The organism is Lentimicrobiaceae bacterium (assembly GCA_020636745.1).
Lineage (GTDB): Bacteria > Bacteroidota > Bacteroidia > Bacteroidales > Lentimicrobiaceae > Lentimicrobium.
Genome location: JACJXH010000007.1, coordinates 232457 through 255843, shown reverse-complemented (window position 1 = coordinate 255843; position 23387 = coordinate 232457). Strand labels below are relative to the sequence as shown.

The following is a 23387-nucleotide window of genomic DNA, read 5'->3' as shown; positions in this document are numbered from 1 at the left end:
GAAAGGCAACATTACAGGCAAAAAAGAAATCCGGCAGCAACATCCTCCCCCTTATATGCGTCCCTTCATTCAGGAGGAGTGGGCTCATAGAGCTGCTGCTGCCGGACTTAATGCCGTTTTATCTTATGCATCAACTATTTAAGCTTGCCGCCGGCAATATATTTCTCATTCAGAAAGGCGAAGCCTGCCGGATTTATACCAGCATCAAATGAAAATTTTCGCTTGCCTGACTGATCAAAAACATACACTTTGCCTGCACCCGTAAAACCTTGCGCATCCGACACATAAACCAAACCAGAAACCGGATCGGCCGCCACGCCATACACCGTTTGCAACACCGTTCCATCGGTTATAAATGAGTTGCGGATAACCGTTTCTGTTTTCACATTCAACATCAGTATGCTGCTTTCTGCTGTAGCCCAATCATAATTATACACATAAGCCGTATCACCGGCAATTGAAAAATTGATGGCTTCAAAATCCTCAAAAGTATGCTTCACGGCCCCGGTAGCTCCATCAATAATCTGCAACCGGCTCTTGATATCACCATAATTCCCGCGTGCGACCAGGTAAATATCGCCGTAATTGTCTGCAGCCATTTTAAATGGATTCAAACCCACTGTAAGTTGTTTCTCTTCGGTTAAGGCCACAGGGTCAATCACCGAAAGGGTATTGTTATAATTGGGGAAGCTGAGCCCACCCGAGTTGGACACCCATATTTTTCCACCTGTTGCCAGAATGCCATCAGGGTTTAGCCCCACCTGTATGTATTTTTCCACAGCCAGTGTTGTGGTATCAATCACAGCAACAGTTCCGTCGAAATTGCAGACAAAAGCCTTAGAACCATAGAAAGCTATTTTGCGGGGTTGCCGGGCCTGCGTTCCATCAAACAACGGAATCTGTTTGATGCTCATACACGTAGTGGCATCCACCACTTCAACCTGGCTGGAAACATTTACCACCACATACAATTTACTACCGTAAATAGCCAGATCGCTGCCTGTATCACCCAGTCCGCGACCATTCTGCCGGGCAAAAATATCCGGCACAGCAGTTGAATCATTGAAGGTAAAACGTGTAAGCGATGCATTGTTGCCATTAAAGGAACCTTCGTTGATAACATAAACCCCCGAACTTCTTAGCAGCGTATCCTGTGGCAGAGGTTGATTATCTTCGGGTTCGTCGGTGCATGAAATGGCCAGCCATACCAGCGGCAGTGACCACAAAAGAAATCTGAGTTTCATAAAGTTGATTATTTAGTATTTGTAAGAAAACGTTATATAAAATCCCCTGCCGTTCATCGGAAACCCTTTAATTACCTCATATTGGGTATTTAACAGATTGATTACTTCCGCTTTCAGGATAATGAAATGCGATTTATAAGGCTGCTGCCAGCTGGCCGACACATCAGTCACCCACCAGGATGGCAGAAAGTTAGCGGCAATATTTTCGCCCTGTGTGTACCTGTGGCTGTTGTATAGCATATTGCAGGTAAATGAAAGCTTACGGAATCCCATGGATAACATTCCTGAGAATGTTTGAAACGGAATATATGGAATTTGCTGCCTGTAGGTTGCGCTTCCGGGCGTACTCATATCCAGCGCCTGCTGGTGTGTATAGTTCAGGTTCAGTGAAACAGCGCCTTCATGATGCAGCCTGTATTTGATGCCGGCCTGCAAATCCAGCCCTTTGGTATCGGCTTTGCCCAGATTGCGCATCGACCACACAAACAGGTTTTGAGTAGGCACCGCCACAATTTTATCCTTCACACGGTTCAGAAAAATATCGGCCATAACATCCAGTGTGATGTGAGCGGTTTCGCCTGAAAAAATTAAGCCGGCATTGAGCTGATGAACATACTCAGGCTTCAGATTTACATTGCCTATATGATTATAGTATAGATCGTGAAACGTGGGCATCCTGAAACTGTTTTTATACATGGTCCGCAGCCGAATCAGAGGAGCACTGCCAAGCCTGGTTACCACCGACAGCGAAGGGGTAACTGCCGTATTCCAGTTTTTATCCTTTCCGGGAGCCGACTCATTGACAGCGGTGGCCAATAAAATGGCAGTGGCTTCAGTCCTTCTGGTTTTAGCCCTCAAACTCAACGATCCCATGCCTGAATAGCGCAGGGGATTGCCCGTTTGATACAAATCAGTTTGCAACCCATTAACCACAATATCGCCGGCAGCGCCCATGCTGAATATGCGGCCGGGCGACCACGACAAAGCCTGTGAAGCATAATATTCCTGTTGATTGTATTGATTATCAAGACCTCCACTGTTGTTCAGGTAAGCCGGATCGCGGTAATGCAGCCTGCTGTCTGAAAAATTCAGATTAGTCAATAACTTCAGTTTTCTGCGCTGCACCTGGTACTGAACATTGCCGTAAAAATCGTTGTTGTTCAAACGCTGCACTGAATAAGGGTTGTAATAAATAACCGCACCGGGCAAACCCCGTTTTGACGCATAATAAGACAGCCTCACCTTCAGTTTACTGCTGTCGCTGTAGCGGGTCTCCGTTCTGAAAACCAAATTGACAGACTCCATCTCAGCATTTGTTCTTCTGAGGGTGGTATCGGGCAGATTGCCATTCTTTAAAACAAAGGGATAATCACCCCTGGTATGGTTATAGTCAGCTGTAACACCGGCCAAAGTACGTGAACTTAGCTTAAAGCCAGCGCTGGCAAAGGGATTGATTACGCCAAAGGAACCGGTTTTAAGACCTGCCCTGAGCTGTAGTTTTGTATCGGAAAAATCAGGTGCCTGAGAAAAAAACTCAACCACACTGGCAGAAGCCTGGGCCCTGGCCGACTGGCACAAAGGACTGACCTGCCCAACAGACAGCTCAATGGTTTCCAGATTTTCAAGAGGGATTTTCCCCAGATCAATCTGGCCGCTGGCCGCATCGCTCAATGGAACCCCGTCAACAAAAATACCGGTATGATTTGCGCCCATGCTGCGCACCACCATCGTTTTAAGCCCGCCCAGTCCACCGTAATCTTTAATGGTAACACCGGCGAAGTGCCGCAAAGCTTCGGCTGCAGAGGTTCCGGGCAACTCTTTAAGCACTCCTGCCTCCATCCGCTGAACAGGCGAAGCAGCCCGGCTGACTACAGAGGGCGCTTTGCCTGTTACTTCAAAAGCCTTTAAATTAACCGTATCGGCAACCGGTTGCTGCGCACCAACATACGTGAGCGAAACAAAAAACAACAGACCGGTAACGACAGAATACTTCAAAACGAACCTTGTTAAAATGAATTTATGCCAACGTAAAAAATCAGGCGATTACAGGAGACACTTCCCCAATACTAAAGTTTAACCACCCTGATTGACTGCACCTTTTCGTTTTTACTCACCCTGAGCACATAAACACCAGGTTGCAGATGCGAAACAGGAATGTTCAAATGATCAGTTTCACAGAAAGCATCATACACTAAACATCCTCTGCTATCAAACAGCCTGAGGCCTGTGCTGGCAACGCCGCTGAGGTTTAACTGCTCCGCACAGGGATTGGGATAAACCAAAGCCATAACAGGACTAACTTCATTTACCCCGACTGAAGAATAGACTTCAACTGTAAACGTATCGGTTACAGTTATCCCGTTGGCCGAAGCAGCAATGCTAATTTCCGAAAGGCCGGTAACATCAGGCATAAATTCAAGCCCAAGCTGATGATCACTTACAGAAGCGAATACGACTGCAGGGTTGCTGTTAACACTTATTTCAAATGTAATGGGCGCCCCTGAAGCAGAAAAATGAGACAAGAGGTCAATGTTTACAGGAGCTGCATTTACCGGCACTGAGATATCAGCCAAAGGTTGACTGATAAAAGGAGCCTGTGCAGCCATCACCGTCAGGTTATCCATGCAGAAATAGGCAGGTGTGTTGATACCGAAGTCACCCGAATCAGAAGACTCAAGCACAAAACTCAGCGATTTGACTTCGCCCAGCGCCGAAAGGTCGAACCACCGCCAATCCTGCACAATGTAGTCGAGTGAGTTATCGGTAAAACGAAAATCGGCCAGGTAAAACACAAGAGGTTCGGTCAGACTGTTGTCGGCACGCACACCTCTCACTTTAATTCTGAACCAATCGGGGTCGTTGCCTGAGTCGCCGCCAAACTTCTTGTTGTAAAGCGTTCCGTCGCGCATGGTAATATAGGCCATGGCATTGTTTGAAACGTAGCAACCGCTAAAAGTGGCCATTTGCCCGTCGGCCAGATTCACTACCGAAGGAATAGGGTCATAGGTACCACCCATCCAGTCGGATGCAACATAAGCTATTGCAAAAGTGGTTGAATCGCCATCCATTCCTCCGTTGGTAACTGCCACAAACTGATCGTTGGTATAATCACCATTCAGGGTTACACGGCTTGAATAGGAAAAACCCGACCAGTAACCGGTGCCGGCTTCATAAGGAAAAGAGCAGATGCCTGAATTGAAAGTACCATTTTCGGCAGGCAGAAAATAACTATCCGGGGCAAGTTGCAGATCAGTTAAACCAGCCAGATAGTTGGGTGTTCCTCCGTTAATAACGGCAACGCCATCCAAATCAAAGCCTCCAGAGTTAAAAGGGGTGGGCCACGGGTCGTTAATAATATTGCCCTGTGCATCGTGCGAAGCATAGGCAGGCTGGATACAACCTACCACATCTGTCACCCTTACAAAACGAATGGCATTTACGTCCAGCAATGGTTGATCGGCCACATCATCCAGGTTGAAGGGCGTACCAAACCCCTGGCGATACTTTCCGGCAAGGTTGTGAATAAGGGTCGGATCCGTTTCCTCCCAGGCACCAGTCTGCACAGCCGTGGGCGTAAGCGAAACCGATGGAAATCTGACAAAATGAACGCCATCAGAGCTTACCTCTACAAAGGCCAGTTCGAGAAAGGTATCGCCGAATGAATTTTCAAACACGGCAAAATCAGCGCCCGGACCATTCACAATGTAGCGGTCAAAAGTAAGGGTAGCCATACCTCCGTCGCCCAGACTAACCACCCCGGTTGACGAACCTTCGGCCATACCCAGCGCATTGGCCGGATGACCAAACGTAGCTTTGTTAGAGCCTGCATTGTACACAGTAGTATCATCTACCTGAATATAACCCCGCACTATTTCAATACCCGAAGCCCATGACTGAATAATGGCAGAGTCTTTTGAAATGGCGGTTGTGCCAGGCACACCGGCAGCCGGTGGAAACGGGCCCTGTGCAATGGAAGTAGCTGACAGAAATATCAGAAAAGCAGAAAGTAGTTTTTTTAGCATGATTGATTGATTTGTTGAATGAAAGCTATGTAAGGACAGGCAGAAGCCGGTTTACCAAAGGAAGTAACTGCGGCCAGTCTGAATCCGGTTGACTAATTGGCAGTTTTCAGCAAGGGAACTTTGCTGCCCGCAAATTCGAATGCGTAAAAAATAGCAAAGCTGTAAACCAGGTCGCCGCTCAGCGTGTTGCGGAAGAATGGAATGGCAGCTGCAAAACAGGCGCCAAGCCCTGAAGGCGTTAAGGTATACATGCCACTGAAAGCCCACACACCCAGATTGGAGACCACAAAAAAGATAACTGAAGCAGCCAGGGATGTAAACAGCAGTTTACGGGCAGAAAAACAGCGCAACGCCCGCGAGCCTAATAAAACAATAAGAGCAAAAGCGGCATATGTTACAAAGGCTCCATCGTAAAAAGCCACAAAGCGGCCGTAATAGGCATAATTCAGAACAAGATCGCTGCCCCATACTGCTGCCAGCGGAATCATATATGCTGCCACCCGGCTTTTATAACGCGCTCCGCCAAACAATGCCAGCGCAGCCACGGGTGAAAAGTTAAACGGATGAGGAAACAAACGGCTAAAAGCCATGAAAAGTACAATGGCAGTAATCACAACAAAACCCAGGGAAAATTTTTCGTTTTTCATTACAGCTGCATTTTTTGATGAATGAATAAATGTGCGGATTCTGCAGCAATGGTGAAAAACCTGTAAGTAAAAGGGCCGGATTAAAAAGGTAAACAGGGCCAGGCTTTCCGATCAGCAGTTCATTCTCCGTAAACTACAAAATCCACAAGGCAAAGGCAGGTCTTCTGACTTACTCCGTTTGTTTTCAACGCCTTCCCGTCCGTTTGGAGATGAACAGTGGCACTCAGTTGAAACCTTTAAAGAGCTCACAGCAGCGGGAACTGTAGCCGAATTTCACGACATTCCCTATTATCCGTTTCCGGAACCATTGCGCTGCAAAATTAGACAGATTCATTGAAGCAAAGCAAATTTTTCATGTTAAGTTTTTATTTGAATTTACATCCTGTTGATTCATAATATATTAAATCACACCCTTTAAAAAGTTTTGTTTTCCCATTGGCCTGTTTATTCACTTTCAGATAACTCATATATACTGCTTTATAGCATGATCAAATACCTAAAGCCCAACATTCCAATGAAAAAAGCGCTTGCCTGACAGCGCTTTAAGCACATATCAACTCCGATCAAACTACGGGGTTAAACCAATGTTTAACCAATTATAATTGGTTAAACATTGGTTTAACTACAGACTTAACATAGCCCTTAACCGTACCTGACCCGGAGTATATACTGCGTCCCCAACAAAACAGGATATTTTACGAAAAAAGGAGATAAAACAGTTACAGCATTGAAACCATCAAAAAATTGACTGCAAAAAAAGGAGGTCATCTGAAAAGTAATTGTTTTTTCGTAAATTTGTGGCCAATTAAATAACCACCATGAAGTCAGCCGTTGCTGTATTTACTTCCTCCTTTTTCACATCATGGTCATGGTGGTGGCCCAACCAGGCCTCCTAAATAAATATACACCCCAGCCGGGAGCAGTCTGCTCCTATCCGTTTCCGGATAACCGATTCCGTTATGGACGCTTTGTTTAACCAATAAGCTTCATTTTTCCGATTTTTTATTGCCATACAGCCAATTTCAATAGGTTTTATGCGAAAAAAGTCAAACCTGTCTTATTGTTTGCCAAGCGCAAAGCGCCAGTCATACTAAATCTGACACCTGATGTCAGCCCACCGGAATACGAACAAGATTCTAACCTTATTTATACTTTAAAACACTCATCAAAATGCAACGTAAATTTAACCTCACTGAACAGGAAATACCCCGCTTTTATTACAATATTGTGGCTGACATGCCCAACAAACCACTTCCGCCATTGCATCCCGGCACACGACAACCTATCACTCCCGATTTGCTGGAGCCGCTTTTTGCGCGGGAACTGATACAACAGGAAGTATCGACGGAGCGCCTGATTGAAATTCCGGAAGAAGTCAGAAAAATATATGCCCAATGGAGGCCCACCCCACTCTTCAGGGCTGTAAATCTTGAAAAAGCACTGAATACTCCTGCCCGTATTTATTACAAATACGAAGGCGTAAGTCCTGCAGGCTCGCACAAGCCCAACACCGCGGTTGCCCAGGCTTTTTACAATAAAATTGAAGGAATAAAAAAGATAACAACCGAAACCGGAGCGGGACAATGGGGAACGGCCCTTTCGTATGCCTGCCAGATGTTTGATATGGAATGCGAAGTGTTTATGGTAAAAGTTAGTTACGACCAAAAGCCATATCGCAAAATTATGATGAATACATTTGGAGGCAGCGTATATGCATCGCCATCCAACTTAACAGAGGCCGGCCGGGGCATTCTCAGTGCCCATCCCGATTCTTCAGGAAGCCTGGGGATTGCTATTTCTGAAGCCATCGAACGTGCAGTATCCGACCCGACTGCACACTACGCCCTGGGCTCGGTGCTGAACCACGTATTGCTGCATCAGACCATCATCGGACAGGAGGCTATGGTTCAGATGGAAAAAGCAGGACAAATGCCCGATATCATTGTTGCCCCTTTTGGCGGAGGCAGTAACTTTGCCGGAATTGCTTTCCCCTTTTTGAAGTTAAATCTGACCGAAAATCAAAAAATCAGATGCATCGCGGTAGAACCCGAATCATGTCCAAAACTTACACGCGGTGAATTCAGGTATGACTTTGGCGACACCATGGGCATGACCCCGTTGCTGCCCATGTTTACCCTGGGGCATGATTTTATGCCATCGCCCATTCATGCCGGAGGACTCAGATACCATGGAGCAGGAGTTATTGTAAGTCAGCTACTTAAAGACGGGTTGATTGAAGCTGTTTCGCAAAACCAGCAACGTTGCTTTGAAGCTGGCATGCAGTTTATCAAAACCGAAGGCATTATTCCTGCACCTGAGGCAACCCATGCCATTGCAACGGTGATTGACGAGGCCAACCGTTGCCGCGAAGAAGGCATCTCCAAAACCATTCTCTTTAACCTGTGCGGCCACGGATATTTCGACATGGCAGCCTATGAAATGTTTATGTCAGGAAAACTCAATGGCGAGTCACAGGTATCCGACAGCAGCATCAGAGCATCGATTGACAGTCTTGAAATGCTGCAGCCCTGAATACACAACACTCCGGCCTCTGTTATCAGCAAACTGTATGACGGGGCCGGAGATTATTTACCCCTGATTATTCATTCATCAGCATCTGCCTGATTTCGTCAAGTTTTGCTTTTTCGGCATCAGGCAGTTGCGGATAATCAAGGTTGAGCTCTTTGAGGCGATGGATAATGATATTGCTTACCGCATAACGCATATACCATTTGCGGTCAGCAGGAATCACATACCAGGGTGCATATTCGGTGGAAGTAGCTGTAAGCATATCGCTGTAAGCACTCATATAATCATCCCAGTAACCGCGTTCTTTGGCATCGCTGGCCGAAAACTTCCAGTTTTTCGACGGGTCGTCAATGCGCTCCAGAAAACGTTTCTTCTGTTCTTCTTTCGACACGTTGAGAAAGAATTTAAGAACGATGGTTCCATTTTCCACCAGATGTCTTTCCAGGTCATTGATTTGCCGGTAACGCTTTTCCCAGAAATGGTCATCTACATCACCGGGCGATTTGATACCGGGAAGGTTTTGCGCCATCAAAAAGGCCGGGTGTACTTTTACCACCAGCACTTCTTCGTAATACGAACGGTTAAAAATACCGAACCGCCCGCGCTGCGGCAGGCATTTACTGGTTCGCCACATATAATCATGGTCCAGCTCGTTGGCTGAAGGCGCCTTAAAACTGTACACTTCACAACCCTGTGGATTCAGGCCCGACATTACATGCTTGATTGTACCATCTTTGCCAGCAGCATCCATTGCCTGAAAGATTAACAGCACTGCATAGCGGTTATCGGCGTAAAGCCTGGACTGCAGTTCAATAAGTTCCTCCACATTCTCCTGCAACATTTTTACACCATCGTCCTTTCCATTCAACACGCCTTTATATGAAGGGTCATAATCAGAAACCCTCACTTTCTTGCCGGGTGTAGCAATGACTTCAGGCACTTTCAATAAATTTCTCATAAAACAGGGTTTAAAAAGCTTTTAAATATACTTTATTTTTAGCAAAAACAGATGAAAAACAATCCAATGATACGGCTCACCCCAGTTTCGAATTCAGGCAGCCAGTAGCCAAAAAATTACACTTAAACCAAAACCGGAATAAACCACAGACATAAAAAGAACCCTGACACACCAGTTGTTAAAACAAACACCAGTGCATTGCTTTTCATCTCATGACATCTTTAAAGATAAAGAAAAATAATCACACATAGGACGCCATACAAATTAGCAAAAATAAATGATTGACAATCACATAGATACTATTTTTATTTGGCCTGTAGCACAAAAATGCTTACCTTGCAAACCGAATAGTCAAATAATCCTGTTTCGGTTCCAAAACTGAAACCTCATTCAGAAACCACAAATCAACGGGAAAATAAAAACACCTCACTCCCCGGTTTCAACACGAATGACCATTATACAGTATTCATGAAAAAAAATCAGGCTTTTCGGAAGAAGTACAGCGTTGATTGCTGAATCAGCATTTCAGACAATACTTGACCCTTTGGCAGTGATTTTTTTGCACTAACTGTCAATAAAACCTTAAATACTATGGCATATATTACGCTCGACAGAGCAAAACTTAAAGACAATTTTAACTATCTTAACAAGCTGTTCAGTCATGAAGGGATAATGTGGGCAGCAGTTTCAAAGATGCTATGCGGCAACCGCCTCTTTCTGCAGGAATTAATCAACCTAGGCGTCAAGCAACTATGCGATTCGCGCATTACTAACCTGCGGGCCATCAAAAAAATGTCGGAAGAAATAGAAACTATTTACATAAAGCCACCTCCAGCCAGGTCGATACCCGAACTGGTTAAATATGCAGATATCAGTTTCAACACAGGACTTAAAACCATGAAGCTGATTTCGGCGGAGGCCGTTAAGCAGCAGAAGATTCATAAAGTAGTGATTATGATTGAGATGGGCGAGCTACGCGAAGGCGTTATGCGCGAAGATTTGATTGAATTTTATGAACAGGTTTTTACTTTACCCAATATCGAAATTGTGGGCATTGGCACCAATCTCAACTGCCTTTACGGAATACTGCCCAACCACGACAAGCTCATACAGCTCAGCCTCTACAAACAATTGATTGAAGCAAGATTTAACAAAAAAATACCTTATGTTTCAGGCGGTTCGTCAGTTTCTATCCCCCTGATATTTGAGAAACTGCTACCCAAAGGGGTTAATCATTTCAGGGTAGGCGAAACCCTTTTCCTGGGAACTGATGTTTACCACGATACAACCATCCCCGAAATGCACAATGATGTATTCAGGCTTTTTGCCGAAATTATTGAACTGATTGAAAAACCGACTGTCCCCATGGGCGAGATGGGCACCAATGTCGAAGGACATTCATTTGATTTCAGCAACGACGAGGTTGGCAAAACTTCGTTCAGGGCCATTCTTGACCTCGGCCTGCTCGACGTGGAAAGTGAACACCTGAAACCGGTAGACAAAGAAATTGAGTTTGTGGGCTCCAGTTCCGATATGATTGTCATTGATTTGGGCAAAAATGAGCAAAAATACAAGACGGGCGACTTGGTTGAATTTCAGCTCGATTACATGGGTACGCTCCGCATTATGAACTCCCGCTATATCGAAAAAAGGCTATCCTGATTACAGAAAACCTCCAGGCTGTTCCTGCTTTTCAGGCATCACATGTCAAAAAAAAACATGCCAGCTGTGCCGGCAGCCTTTATGCCATCCCTATAAACCTTACTTCAGCATACCGCATAATTAAAAAGCGGATTATCTTTGTACTTTTCAGAAAACTATAAACCCAACCTTACCACTTATGCCATATTTGGTTGTTGACCTTGAAATGAGCGGCCCCGAGCCGGGCTATCACGAAATTATCCAGATTGGAGCTGTTCTGCTCAACGATAACTGGGCCGAGCTGGGCACCTTTCTCAGCAATGTTTATCCTGAAAATCAGGAAGCTTTTACGGCTTCAGCTGAAAAAGTACACGGCCTTTCACTCGATGAACTTCAGGAAGCGCCCATGATTTACGAAGTACTTGAAGATTTTGAAAAATGGATTCGCAAAATGCTGAAGAGGCAGAGCGGCGATTTGCGCGACCTCGTTATTTGCGGTCAGAGCGTCATTTTTGATGTAAACTTCCTCAAGTTTGCCTACAGTGGTGAAAACCTCGACTGGCCATTCAGCAACAAGCTTATCGACCTGCACACCATTGCTTATTATACATTCAAAATTCTGGAGGCCAATGGAAAAAGTGTACCCCGTTCGCTCAGTTTGAAATCCATCTCGGCCTGGTTTGGCTTTGAACGCGAAGGCACAACGCATAATGCGCTGGAAGACTCACAACTGACCATGCTGTGCCTGCAGAAATTTTTTCAGATGGCAGCCCGGTTTAAGGTCACAGAGTTGTAACAGCGCAAGCAAAAAAAAGCAAGCAGGCCGAAAGCATCACCCCTGCCTGTTTGCACAATTTAAAATCATCACTTTACATCTTCAAATCCGGTGTTTGAAGAAAAAAAAAACATCAGAATCAGATTTTTATGAATCTCTTATAAAAAACCAATTGGATCAATTTACATATTTCACTACCTTTGCAGGTTGATTATCGAATCTCTCATGTTGCCTGACTTTGCTCATATAAACTCCATTGCCGCTTCAATCCTGACGGAAAACGCCTATCTGTTTCCATCAAGTTACCCTGACATACCTTTAAATGTCACCATGTTGAAGAATGCATTGTTGAAAGCAGGCATTGAAGCAGATAAGACGGAGTTTCGTGTAATTATGCAGCAGGTTGAACTTGCGCTGGCTTCCATGGTGCCACTCAACTGGAACAATTACGGTTCGATTGCCCTTTTGCTGAATCAGCAAAATCCACAGGAAAACCTTTTAGCCATCAGCGAGCAGAGAATCATAGAATTAACCAGGGGGCTGCCCAATTTCAAGGATGAAAGCGAGCCCGATGCCGACATCATTGACTCGGTTATTTACACCTGGATAAGCCTTACCGACGCTGAAATTGATTTTATTGAAAACGAATCCTGGTCATAACCCGGGTTAAATGCTTACCTTTCCCGTTTATAAGAAACCCATCGGAAAATATGCTCAGATATATAACTGGAGTGCTGCTTGTAGCCTGCACCCTTGGCTCATACGCCCAGAAAACCCAATTCGCCGCCCCGGATTATAAAAAAATCAGCAAAAGCATTGAAAAAAAGGGTGCCTCCACCTCTTATCAAACTCTGATGGAGCGCTACAAAGCCCATGACACCACCCTGAGCCCCAAAGAATATCACTTACTATATTATGGCTTTCCGCTTCAGACTGAATACAACCCAAGCGTTTCGCAACCACTGGCCGACAGCCTGATGTTTTTTATGCAGAAAGACCAGAAAACCAACATAGAATACAGCGAAATTATCAGGCTGGCTCATGCCATTCTCGAAAAAAATCCTTTTGAAATGCGTTATCTTGACCCTCTGATATTCGCTTACCGCATGCAAGGTAAAAACGAACTTGCCACCAAACTGGAGTTTCAACTGGGCCGGATTGCCGAAACCATCTTTTCGTCGGGCGACGGACTCACTGAAAATACTGCCTTTTACGTTATTTCGCCCACTCATGCCTATGACATGCTGCGCGCACTGGGCTTTGGCTACAAGGGCGGGCAAAGCATAAAAAAAGGCACATGTGAGTTCATCAAAGTGGAGTCCAACGATTTTGGCATTGAAGGTATGTTTTTCAAAACAGCCTCACCAACAACCTCCCGCAAATAAGTACACAACTGCCTATATTAGCTGTGTATGCGCCCATACAAAACACGGCCTTGTAATCACAGATAAAAACCTGTGGCAGGCCAGCCATGCAAAACCTGTATACCAGGCCAGTTAAACAATCCGGCTTACAGTCCGGCAATACTTTCGCCAAAAAACCACAATGCGCAGGATTCCTGCTGCATCATTCCCACCTCAGCTGCCCGAAGCCCACTCTCCTAAAAAGCTAATTATCAGACACAAGCCCCGATTAACCAGATTACACACTTCATTACCCTCCCAACATCTGCCTGCCCTCACCGTATTATCCCTATATACTTTCGGCCGGCAGATATTTTGCCAGTTCAGGAAAATTCCCGAAATTTGAGCGTAACATATATCAAAAAGTATCTATGTTGCCCATATAGTCATCATTTACGCCTTGTAATTATACCACAAACCCAGGCTGTTTCAGCATGATTTTTGCAAATGAAAAGCAGTATCAACCATTGAAAACCTGAAAAACAAAAAGCAACTCACCAAAAAAATAACCTGGTAGCCATATACCCGGAAAAAATCACGAATGAAAAACAAGGCTTTCAAACAAATGCAAGCACCGCGGTTTTAAATATCAATATGAAAATCAACCCAATAACCCTTCTGAGTATCTGGTTAATGACCTGGTTGGCAGGTTGCTTCGCTTACGGACAAAATCCGGAGCAACATCTGGTTGCCGGGTATAAGCTCAATGGCAATGCCAAAGAAATCAGCCAATCGGCACTCAGAGGCAAGCCAAACGGAATAAAGCCAGCCACCGATCGGTTTGGCCAGGCAGGGCAAGCTACTCAGTTTACAGAGGCAGGCTATGCCATCAGGGGCTACATCACCCTTCCCGTTCAGATTTCGCCCGAAAAACTACCTCAAATCAGCATTTGTTTCTGGATTAAGGCAAATGAAACCTACCAGAAAGCATCGCCTCTGCGCAGCGGCAACGATAAAGCCAGGGGCATTTCAACCACATACAGCAACGGAACACAGCGCTGGGCAGCTTCAGCCGGAAAAGATGGCGTAATTGAAGGCCCTGCAGTCCTAAAAGATCAATGGACTTTTATAGCCATCGTCTATGATCACCCGAATCAACAGGCCAGATTAATCGTGAACAATGAGGTTTTCGCTGGCAGAGCACGCATGCAAAAGAGCGAAGCTAACCTGGAGATAGGCTCAATCAATGGCGCCATGGACGACTTGCAGATATTTGACACCGTATTAAGCCTGGCCGAAATTGAAAAAATATACGGGAAACCAATCGATAAAAATACAGAGGCTTACACCATTGACGACCGCAGCGAATACCGGAAACGGCTTGAAGAACGACGCACGTGCAAGGTTCAGCCCGGCGACATATTCATTGTTGGTTACGATGAAATACTCATCCGCGACAGCGTAAACAGCCCCAATACCCTGCATGTATTCAAAGAGGGTGACACAGTAAACGTTTTAAATTCAATGAGAAACGAGTGGTTTGAAGTAAAAAACCAGCAAAATCTCACGGGCTTTATCAGCGGTCATCAGCTTGAATCTGCCTGCTATAAAACCGGAGGTTTAAAAACCATGCTCCGGCTCAACAACCTGATTGGCAACATCTTTCGCTTCAACCGGTTCAGCAATTGGCTGATTATTGCTGTTTTTACCTTTATACTTATCATCATTATCAGAAAAAGGGACGAGTTGAATGCCTGGTTTCAGATGAAAGGTCACACAGATCCGCGTGAAGCATATGCCTCAAAAAGTGGCGGCACACCTGCAATCAGACGAACCAGTATTTTTGACAGGTATTTTCCTGTAGAGCGCCCCAAGTGGTGGATAATCTCGCCGGGGCTTGTTTTCGGGTTTATGCTCATAGCAGGCTCTCTTTGGGACAGCCGCGAGCTGGAATGGTTTTTCAATGAAGGCGCAAGTATGATTCCAAAAGGTTTTAGCCTTCCGATACACTGGGCACTATGGGGGTGCTCCATCGTCATCATCATGCTCCTGCTTGCTCTTTTTCTTGAAAGCCTTACCATTGCAGGCCCGTTTTGGGGGCTATTAAGAATGGGATTGCTCATGGTAATGAATATAATGGCGATGATAGTCGCCTTTTATCTGATAGCCGGATTGTTGTTTGTCATGATCGGGCTCCTGCTCATCCTTTTTGCCTTGTTTGCCTTGCTTGGCCGGCGCCGGCGTTATTAAAAACCTGATTTCATATCAGTTTATCAGTAAAACCAATCTTTATGCAATCTGAAACTTATCATACCTGCAGTAATTATCCTGACAAAGAAATCAATGCTGCCTGGGAAAACAACGAACAAATACAGGGCATTGCCTTCGGCGAAGGCAAATGGATACTGCTCACTTCAGCCCAAACAAGCTATGGACTTCAGCGATGGGCTACCAATGCCGTATTTCCGGCCGATGAAATCAAGGAAGGCTGGGACGAAGGCTTTGACATTATTTTCCTTTCGTATGTTAATGACCGGTGGGTTGTTATACAAGCCAAACAATCAGGGTTTACTGATCAGATTTGGCGCACCAGCAGCCAGTTTCCTGAAAAAGAGATACAGCAGGGATACAAGGATGGATATGCTGTTACGAGCCTTTCATATGGTGTTGACCGATGGGCCGTTGTGATGTCGAAAGGCACCAAAACACAAACCCAGTATTTTGAAACGCTCTCCTCGTTTCCCGAAGACCTCATTACTGCAGGATGGAACCGCGGCAGAGACATTACCTCTTTGGCTTACGGCGATGGCAAATGGGCGCTCATTATGTCAGACAACACCGGTTTTGTCACCCAAAGCTGGGCCACCAGGGGAAAATTTGACAAAGCACTCATTCAGGAAAAAGCAAAAGCCGGTTTCAGCATCAGCGAAATGTTCTATGCCGACGAAATGTGGGTATATGTATTTACAAAATTCCCCAACGCCAAAACCACTGAATCATCAGGTGCTACAGCCCGCGACCTGATAAATACACCGTTGCCTGAACCTTCAAAAAACCCGGCAGCGGTCACGCTTTTTGAAAAAGGCAAAAAGCATTCCGAAGACAGCGAATATGCGCAAGCCATCGATTGTTTCAAAAAAGCCATCAAACTGGAGCCTGAATATTATTCTGCTTACAACTCACTGGGCGTAACACTCGACCTGGCAGGCAATAAAAATGAGGCCCTTGATAACTTTCGCAAGGCTTTTGAATACTGCGAAACAGACCCGGTTATCCTGAGCAATCTTATTTGCCAGGTTATTGACTGCGAAACAGATGTAGATGAAATAATACAGGCTGTTGAAAAAGCGAAGCCCGAAGTAACAGAAGGCATTGAAAATGCGATAACCTACAACAATATCGGATTTGCCTACGCCGAAAAAGACAAATTTGAAACAGCCATTGCCTATTATAAAAAAGGACTGTTACTTGACCCGGAGAATGAAATACTGAAAAGCAATCTGGCTGAAGCCGAAAAGTCGCAGGCCGAAAGTCATATCGGCCGCTACGAGCCCGGCGAGCCAACGCCCGTTGAAAGTCCTGACACCATAGAAAGCCTGATGAAGGAGTTGAACAAACTTACAGGACTGGAAGAGATAAAGAGCGATTTGGATGCGCTCATCAAATACATTAAAGTGGAGAAAAAACGGAAAGAAAGAGGTATAGCCCTGGGCAACACCACTTTGCACACCGTATTTGCAGGGCCTCCGGGAACCGGAAAAACCACCATGGCCCGGCTCATGGGACGCTTTTTTAAAACCCTCGGAATATTGAAAAAAGGTCATGTTGTTGAAGTTGACCGCACCGCGCTGGTTGCCGAATTTGTAGGACAAACAGGCATCAAAACCAATAAAGTTATTGATTCGGCTTTAGATGGTATTTTGTTTATTGATGAAGCTTACAGCCTTGTTCCTTCCGGATCAAAAGGCGATTTTGGCGAAGAGGCCGTCAATATTCTGGTAAAACGAATGGAAGACCACAAACACAACCTGATTGTGATTGTGGCCGGGTATACCGATGAAATGAAACGCTTTATCAACTCTAACCCCGGACTTCAGCATCGTTTTACACGCTATTTTTACTTTAAAGATTACTCTGCAGCACAGCTCACCGTTATTTTTGAGGCCATGTGCAACGAAAATAAGTTTCTGATTACCGATGAGGCCGAAGCAAAAGTCAGACGGTATTTCGACTTTCTTTATCAGTCGAAAGACAAGCAATTCGGCAATGCCCGTACTGCCCGCAACCTGTTTGAAGAGGCAGTCCGTTACCAGTCGGCCAGACTGGGATTGCAGGATGTAGACCGGCTTTCTGACGAAGAGCTGCTCACCATCACCGTTGACGATATCAAAGCTTCGGTTCAGGATGAGTTTGAAGACAAAGATGTTGAAACAGTTGAAGAAATAATGGCCGAGCTCAACAAGATGGTTGGCCTGAAAGAGATAAAGGAAAATGTAATATCGCTGGTCAACTACATTAAAACGCAGCAAAAGCTTATACAAAACGGGTATGAAGCGGACCCGATAACGCTTCACAGTGTATTTTTCGGCCCTCCGGGAACCGGAAAAACCACCGTAGCAAGATTGCTGGGCCGTATTTACAAAGCCCTGGGCCTTTTGCCCAAAGGCCATTCGGTAGAAGTAAGCAGAGCCGATTTGGTAGCTGAATTTGTAGGACAAACAGCGCCCAAAACCAATCAGGTAATTGACTCAGCCATGTATGGCGTATTGTTTATTGATGAAGCCTATGCCCTTACTTCCGCCAAAGGGAGCAACGATTTTGGCAGTGAAGCGGTTCAGGCTTTGCTTAAAAGAATGGACGATGAGCGCGATAAATTTGCAGTAATTGTGGCCGGTTATACTCAGGAAATGCAAGACTTTATTCGCTCGAACCATGGGCTCGAATCGCGTTTCAGCAATTATTTCTTTTTCAATGATTACACTCCTGATGAGCTGCTCGATATCTTCAAACGGATGGTTATGCGCAAAAGATTTGAAATTGAGCCTGAGGCACTGCAGCTGGTCAACCATTTAATCAACAGGCTTTATCATGACAAAACAGCGAGCTTTGGTAACGGAAGAATGGTAAGAAACTTTTACGAAAAACTGGTAAAAGCGCATTCAAACCGCATAGCCAACATGTCAGACTTACCAAAAACCGACATGGTAACCTTTACGGTTTCAGACGTTGAAAATGCTGAAAAAATGCTGACTTCCATTTTTTCAAAGTCTTCAGGAGAGGGCTCAAGAAAACCACTGGGTTTTTAAACAAAAAGGGCTTTCTTCAACAGAAAGCCCTTTTTGTTTTCAGGCAACAGCCTAATCCATATCAATATTAGGTTGAACCTTGAGCTCCATGGTACCCAGTTCGAGTGCCACAAGATTACCAAAACCATTCCGGTTGGCCATATAACATCCATTATCCAAATCGATAAACGGATAGCTGGAAGATTTTATGGTAAGATCAATAAAATCGAGGCTAACCGGAACATGACCATGAATAAGCCTGCGATAACCAATCTTATAGGATCTGACTTTAAATTCGCGCACCCACAGCATGGTGTGAGTATCCTCAAAAGGATTGGGGATATCAAAATTTAATCCGGCATGAACCAGCACAAACTTATCCAGCTCATGATACAAGGGAAGATTGCGCATCCATTCAATGTAATGTTCAGGAATATCAAGCAGGTTTTCGGTATGGAAGCTTTGCATGGCTTCCAAACCTCCGTGCTTCAGCCACTGCAGTTTGGATTTGTTTCTTTGTTTAAAGAAAAGAAAACTCTTCAGCTCCTTTTCTTCATCGAACGATTTCACAAAAAACTCTTCGTGGTTCCCTTTCAGGGGAAAAACAGTGTATCCTTGTTGCTGAAGCCCCATCACATAATCAAGCACGCCTTTTGAGTCAGGGCCACGATCAACAAAATCGCCCAGAAAATACAAATGATCGTCTTTTGCGGGCACAATATGCGATTCGACCAAAGCACGCAGACTCCGGCTACAGCCATGAATATCAGGGACAACCCACTGTTTAGGCATCAGCTCAGCTATTTGGCTTTCCCTTGATTAGCCACAGCATCCATCAGTTTTTTAATCTCTTCAGGATCGCCCAGGAAGTAATCTTTCTGGAGGTTCAACTCATCATCAAATTCAAAAACATAAGGAATACCAGTGGGCAGATTGAGGTTAACAATATCCTGATCGCTGATATTTTTCAGGTATTTGATCACAGCCCTGAGGCTGTTGCCATGAGCAGCCACCAAAATCTGACTGTTATTTTTCAGCGACTCGCGAATTTCGCCTTCCCAGTAAGGAATCATGCGGTCAACAGTATCTTTCAGCGATTCAGTCAATGGAATCAATTCAGGATTTTCGCTTTTGTAGCGGGCATCCAGGCGAGGGTTACGTTCGTCGTTTCCGGCCAGTGGTGCGGGTGGAATATCATAGCTGCGGCGCCAGATATGCACTTGTTCATCACCGTATTTTGCAGCTGTTTCAGCCTTGTTGAGGCCCTGCAGGTTTCCGTAGTGTTTTTCGTTGAGTCTCCAGCTTTTCTTCACAGGAATCCACAGTTGATCCATTGATTCCAGAGCCAGGTTCAGCGTTTTGATAGCCCGTTTCAGGAAAGAAGTATACGCCATATCAAAATTGAATCCGTTTTCCTTCAATACCTTACCTGCTTCAGCAGCTTCTTTTACACCTTTTTCCGAAAGGTCAACATCAGTCCAACCGGTAAAACGGTTTTCCTTATTCCATTCACTTTCGCCATGACGCAATAAAACGAGTTTTTTCATAAAATGAAGATAATTAATGTAATAATGATGCTTTGATTTGCTTTTGCAAAGATACGAAATTGTTATCAGAGATCTCAAATATGAGATGGGAGGCTCAGGCAAATTACTCAATATAATGGGGCAGATTACCAGTGTTTTCATCAGCAGATTATCATTTTTAGCACAGTGTAAGTTTGCTCAAAAAGCCAAGGCCAAAAAATATTACCTTCGCATCTTCAACCGGTTTACGGGAAAAGCATAAAAATAACACGCTATGAATCTTTACAGGCGCATCAACAACATGGCAGGCTGGATAGTTTTTGCCATAGCGAGCACAGTTTATCTGCTCACTGCCGAGCCCACGGCCAGTTTCTGGGATTGCGGCGAATACATTGCCACAGCCTTTAAACTGCAGGTTGGTCACCCACCGGGAGCACCACTATTTCAAATGATTGGCCGTTTTTTTTCTCTTTTTGCTTTTGGCGATACATCTAAAGTGGCCTTTATGGTCAATGCCATGTCGGCCATCAGCAGCGGATTCACCATTTTGTTTTTATTCTGGACCATCACCCACCTTACACGGAAGCTGGTTTTGAAGGAAAACACAGCAGAAAAAGGCGACATCATCACCATTATCGGCGCCGGTCTTGTGGGCTCTCTGGCCTACACTTTCAGCGATTCATTCTGGTTTTCGGCAGTTGAAGGAGAGGTTTATGCCATGTCGTCATTCTTCACTGCATTTGTTTTCTGGGCTATGCTCAAATGGGAAGACGCTGCCGAAGAGCCACATTCCATCCGATGGATAGTATTGATTGCCTTTATGATAGGCCTAAGCATTGGGGTTCACCTGCTCAATTTACTGGCCATTCCAGCCATTACACTCATCTTTTACTTTAAAAAGTACAAGCCTTCAGCCAAAGGCATGGTGATTGCACTTCTTGCCTCAATAGTGCTGCTGGGGCTTATCATGAACCTGATTATCCCCTGGGTGGTAAAACTTGCCGGGCTTTTCGAGCTGTTTTCCGTCAACATCATCGGACTACCATTTAACACAGGCACCTTGCTCTATTTTTTGGTTTTGGGCTCTGCCATTATCTGGGGGTTATCCTATACCCGCAAAAAGAAAAAAGTGTTGTGGAATACTGCTATATTGGCCTTTACTTTTATCCTTATCGGATATTCGAGTTTCTTTATGCTGATAGTGCGCTCCAATGCCAACACCCCCATCAATGAGAATCAGCCTGACAATGCCATCAACCTGCTCAGTTACCTTAACCGTGAACAATACGGCGACTGGCCATTGCTGCACGGACCCTATTACAATGCTCCTGTGGTTGACCGCAAAGACGGCAAACCCGTGTATATAAAAGACATTAAGTCAGGAAAATACATCATTATTGACGAGAAAAAAGGGAATGAGCCCGTTTATGACCCGGCCTTTTCCACCATTTTTCCACGTATGTGGAGCAGCAGCGAAAAATCACACGCTGCCAATTATATCAAATGGGGAAAAGTTAAAGGAACACCCATTACAACAACCAACAGCGATGGCGAACAGGTGGTCATCAACAAACCCACCTTTACCGAAAACCTGAGGTTTTTCTTCAGCTATCAGCTGCAGTTTATGTATGTGCGTTATTTTATGTGGAATTTTGCAGGCAAACAAAACGACACACAAGGCTTTGGCAACGACCTTGACGGCAACTGGATCAGTGGCATTCAGGCTCTTGATTCCATGCGGCTGGGACCACAAAGCCAGTTGCCTGAAAGCATGGAAAGCAAAGGACGCAACAAGTTTTACCTGCTGCCATTGCTGCTCGGCTTTGCAGGGCTTTTATGGCACAGCAACCGCAACTCAAAAGATGCCCTGGTAGTAGCCCTGCTTTTTATCATGACCGGTATTGCCATTGTGGTTTATCTGAACCAGTATGCATACCAGCCCCGTGAACGCGACTATGCCTATGCCGCCTCATTTTATGCATTTGCCATATGGATAGGCATTGGCGTTGCAGCATTGATAAGCCTGGCTAACCGATGGATCAGCAGGATTCCGGCAGCTGTTCTGATTACAATCATCTGCCTGGCAGCCGTACCCGGCATAATGGCCTCGGAAGGATGGGACGATCACGATCGTTCAGGCCGCTACACTGCCCGCGAAATTGCCCGCAACTACCTTGAGTCATGTGCCCCAAATGCCATTTTATTTACCATGGGCGACAACGACACCTTTCCTTTGTGGTATGCACAGGACGTTGAAGGCATCCGCACCGATGTAAGAGTCGTAAACCTGAGCCTGCTGAATGCTGACTGGTATATCAGGCAAATGCAGCGCAAATTGTACAATTCGGAACCCCTGCCCTTCAGCCTCACCTACGACCAATACAGAACAGGAACCCGCGATGTGGTGTATCTGACCAATGATAAACGGCTGGATGGCCCGGTTAACCTGAGCGACCTGTTCGACATCATACATACACAGCCCAAAGCACTTCAGGTAAACAGCTCCATTGGACTGGTTGATTATTTTCCGACCAACCATTTCTTTATCCCTGTTGATTCAGCCAAAGTTGTGAGCAACGGAACTGTACCCGCGGCTGATGTACCTTACATGGTTGATTCACTCTCATGGACCATCAACAGCAGTATGCTAACCAAGGGATCGCTGATGATACTCGACCTGCTGGCTCATAACAACTGGGAACGGCCTGTCTATTTTTCAACCACTACCGGCGAAAGTGCCTATCTGGGACTTACGCCCTATTTCAGACTCGAAGGCATGGCTTATCGTCTGGTACCGGTTAAAAAACCTGTGGACGAAAACGCCATCGGATATGTAAATTCAGCCATCCTCTATAACAGACTGATGGAAACTTTCCGCTTTGGCAACATGGAAAAACCAGGCATTTACCTTGATGAAACCAACCGGCGTATGGTTACCAACCTCCGCAACAACTTTGGCAGACTGGCCACGCAACTGGTATCGGAAGGCAAATATAAGGAAGCCATTGCGGTGTGCGATCGCTGTGTGGAAATCACGCCCGACCAATCGGTAAGGTTTGATTATTTTATTCTGCCGGTTGCCGAAGCCTATCTTAAAGCCGGTGCAGCTGAAAAAGGCAATGCTATCCTGTCAAGGCTGCTCGAATTAAGCACACAGGATTTGAACTATTATTTCAGATTCCCGAAAGGTAAAATAGCCGGACTGGAAATGGAAATGCAGCAATCGCTGGCCATCATTAACAGAATTGGATATATAGCCGAGATGCATGCCAGCAGTGAACTTGCCGGAAAAGCCAAATCAGAATTACAGAAACAGTATGAGATTTATATGCAAAAAACCGGCAAACAATAAGTGCACTTGATAGAAAAACAACAGAAACCGTTATAGCGATTTTATAAAGTAAAGTAATCTTACCC

At 45.2% G+C, this 23387-nt stretch carries 15 protein-coding genes and 1 riboswitch; of the genes, 8 read left to right on the top strand and 7 right to left on the bottom strand.

The genetic code is table 11. From position 1 onward, the window contains the following. Positions 1-134: 134 nt before the first annotated feature. The 4 genes from H6541_11925 to H6541_11910 form a co-directional block, all read right to left on the bottom strand. A complete protein-coding gene (locus H6541_11925) occupies positions 135-1244 on the bottom strand; it encodes a YncE family protein (GenBank protein MCB9016498.1) in 1110 nt (369 codons plus the stop codon). 12 nt (positions 1245-1256) lie between these two features. Continuing rightward, a complete protein-coding gene (locus tag H6541_11920; protein ID MCB9016497.1) occupies positions 1257-3239 on the bottom strand; it encodes a TonB-dependent receptor in 1983 nt (660 codons plus the stop codon). Between the two features lie 71 nt (positions 3240-3310). Next, positions 3311-5266: a DUF4465 domain-containing protein gene (locus H6541_11915; GenBank protein ID MCB9016496.1), complete on the bottom strand. Its 1956-nt coding sequence runs from the start codon at positions 5264-5266 to the stop codon at positions 3311-3313. A 92-nt stretch (positions 5267-5358) separates the two neighbouring features. Further along, positions 5359-5913, bottom strand: coding sequence for a hypothetical protein (locus H6541_11910; protein ID MCB9016495.1), 555 nt, complete (start codon positions 5911-5913; stop codon positions 5359-5361). Between the two features lie 136 nt (positions 5914-6049). After that, positions 6050-6237, bottom strand: a riboswitch (cobalamin riboswitch). An 846-nt stretch (positions 6238-7083) separates the two neighbouring features. Here H6541_11910 and H6541_11905 point away from each other — a divergent pair. Next, the gene (locus H6541_11905; GenBank protein ID MCB9016494.1) at positions 7084-8445 is read left to right on the top strand and encodes a TrpB-like pyridoxal phosphate-dependent enzyme; all 1362 of its coding nucleotides are present in this window, start codon (positions 7084-7086) and stop codon (positions 8443-8445) included. A gap of 67 nt (positions 8446-8512) precedes the next feature. Here H6541_11905 and H6541_11900 read toward each other — a convergent pair whose 3' ends face one another. Further along, on the bottom strand, positions 8513-9400 hold the full coding sequence (locus H6541_11900; protein MCB9016493.1) for a polyphosphate kinase 2 family protein: 888 nt from the start codon (positions 9398-9400) through the stop codon (positions 8513-8515). 591 nt (positions 9401-9991) lie between these two features. Here H6541_11900 and H6541_11895 point away from each other — a divergent pair. From H6541_11895 to H6541_11870, 6 genes are all read left to right on the top strand, one after another. Next, positions 9992-11062 carry an alanine/ornithine racemase family PLP-dependent enzyme gene (locus tag H6541_11895; protein MCB9016492.1) on the top strand — a complete coding sequence of 357 codons (1071 nt, stop codon included), beginning with the start codon at positions 9992-9994 and terminating at the stop codon, positions 11060-11062. A 178-nt stretch (positions 11063-11240) separates the two neighbouring features. Beyond that, entirely contained in the window at positions 11241-11837 is a 597-nt protein-coding gene (locus H6541_11890; protein ID MCB9016491.1) for a 3'-5' exonuclease, read from the top strand. A 186-nt stretch (positions 11838-12023) separates the two neighbouring features. After that, positions 12024-12476 (top strand): hypothetical protein, encoded by a 453-nt coding sequence (locus H6541_11885; GenBank protein MCB9016490.1) that lies wholly within the window; start codon positions 12024-12026, stop codon positions 12474-12476. 50 nt (positions 12477-12526) lie between these two features. Further along, positions 12527-13201, top strand: coding sequence for a DUF4919 domain-containing protein (locus H6541_11880; GenBank protein MCB9016489.1), 675 nt, complete (start codon positions 12527-12529; stop codon positions 13199-13201). Between the two features lie 612 nt (positions 13202-13813). Beyond that, positions 13814-15409, top strand: coding sequence for a LamG domain-containing protein (locus tag H6541_11875; GenBank protein ID MCB9016488.1), 1596 nt, complete (start codon positions 13814-13816; stop codon positions 15407-15409). A gap of 41 nt (positions 15410-15450) precedes the next feature. Next, positions 15451-18465, top strand: coding sequence for an AAA family ATPase (locus tag H6541_11870; GenBank protein ID MCB9016487.1), 3015 nt, complete (start codon positions 15451-15453; stop codon positions 18463-18465). A 51-nt stretch (positions 18466-18516) separates the two neighbouring features. On the opposite strand, the gene H6541_11865 is transcribed toward H6541_11870, so the two are convergent. Then, positions 18517-19236 carry a serine/threonine protein phosphatase gene (locus H6541_11865; protein ID MCB9016486.1) on the bottom strand — a complete coding sequence of 240 codons (720 nt, stop codon included), beginning with the start codon at positions 19234-19236 and terminating at the stop codon, positions 18517-18519. A gap of 8 nt (positions 19237-19244) precedes the next feature. After that, positions 19245-19991 carry a 2,3-diphosphoglycerate-dependent phosphoglycerate mutase gene (gene gpmA, locus H6541_11860; protein MCB9016485.1) on the bottom strand — a complete coding sequence of 249 codons (747 nt, stop codon included), beginning with the start codon at positions 19989-19991 and terminating at the stop codon, positions 19245-19247. A gap of 253 nt (positions 19992-20244) precedes the next feature. Here gpmA and H6541_11855 point away from each other — a divergent pair, with 253 nt between their 5' ends. After that, on the top strand, positions 20245-23322 hold the full coding sequence (locus H6541_11855; protein MCB9016484.1) for a DUF2723 domain-containing protein: 3078 nt from the start codon (positions 20245-20247) through the stop codon (positions 23320-23322). Positions 23323-23387 lie beyond the last annotated feature (65 nt).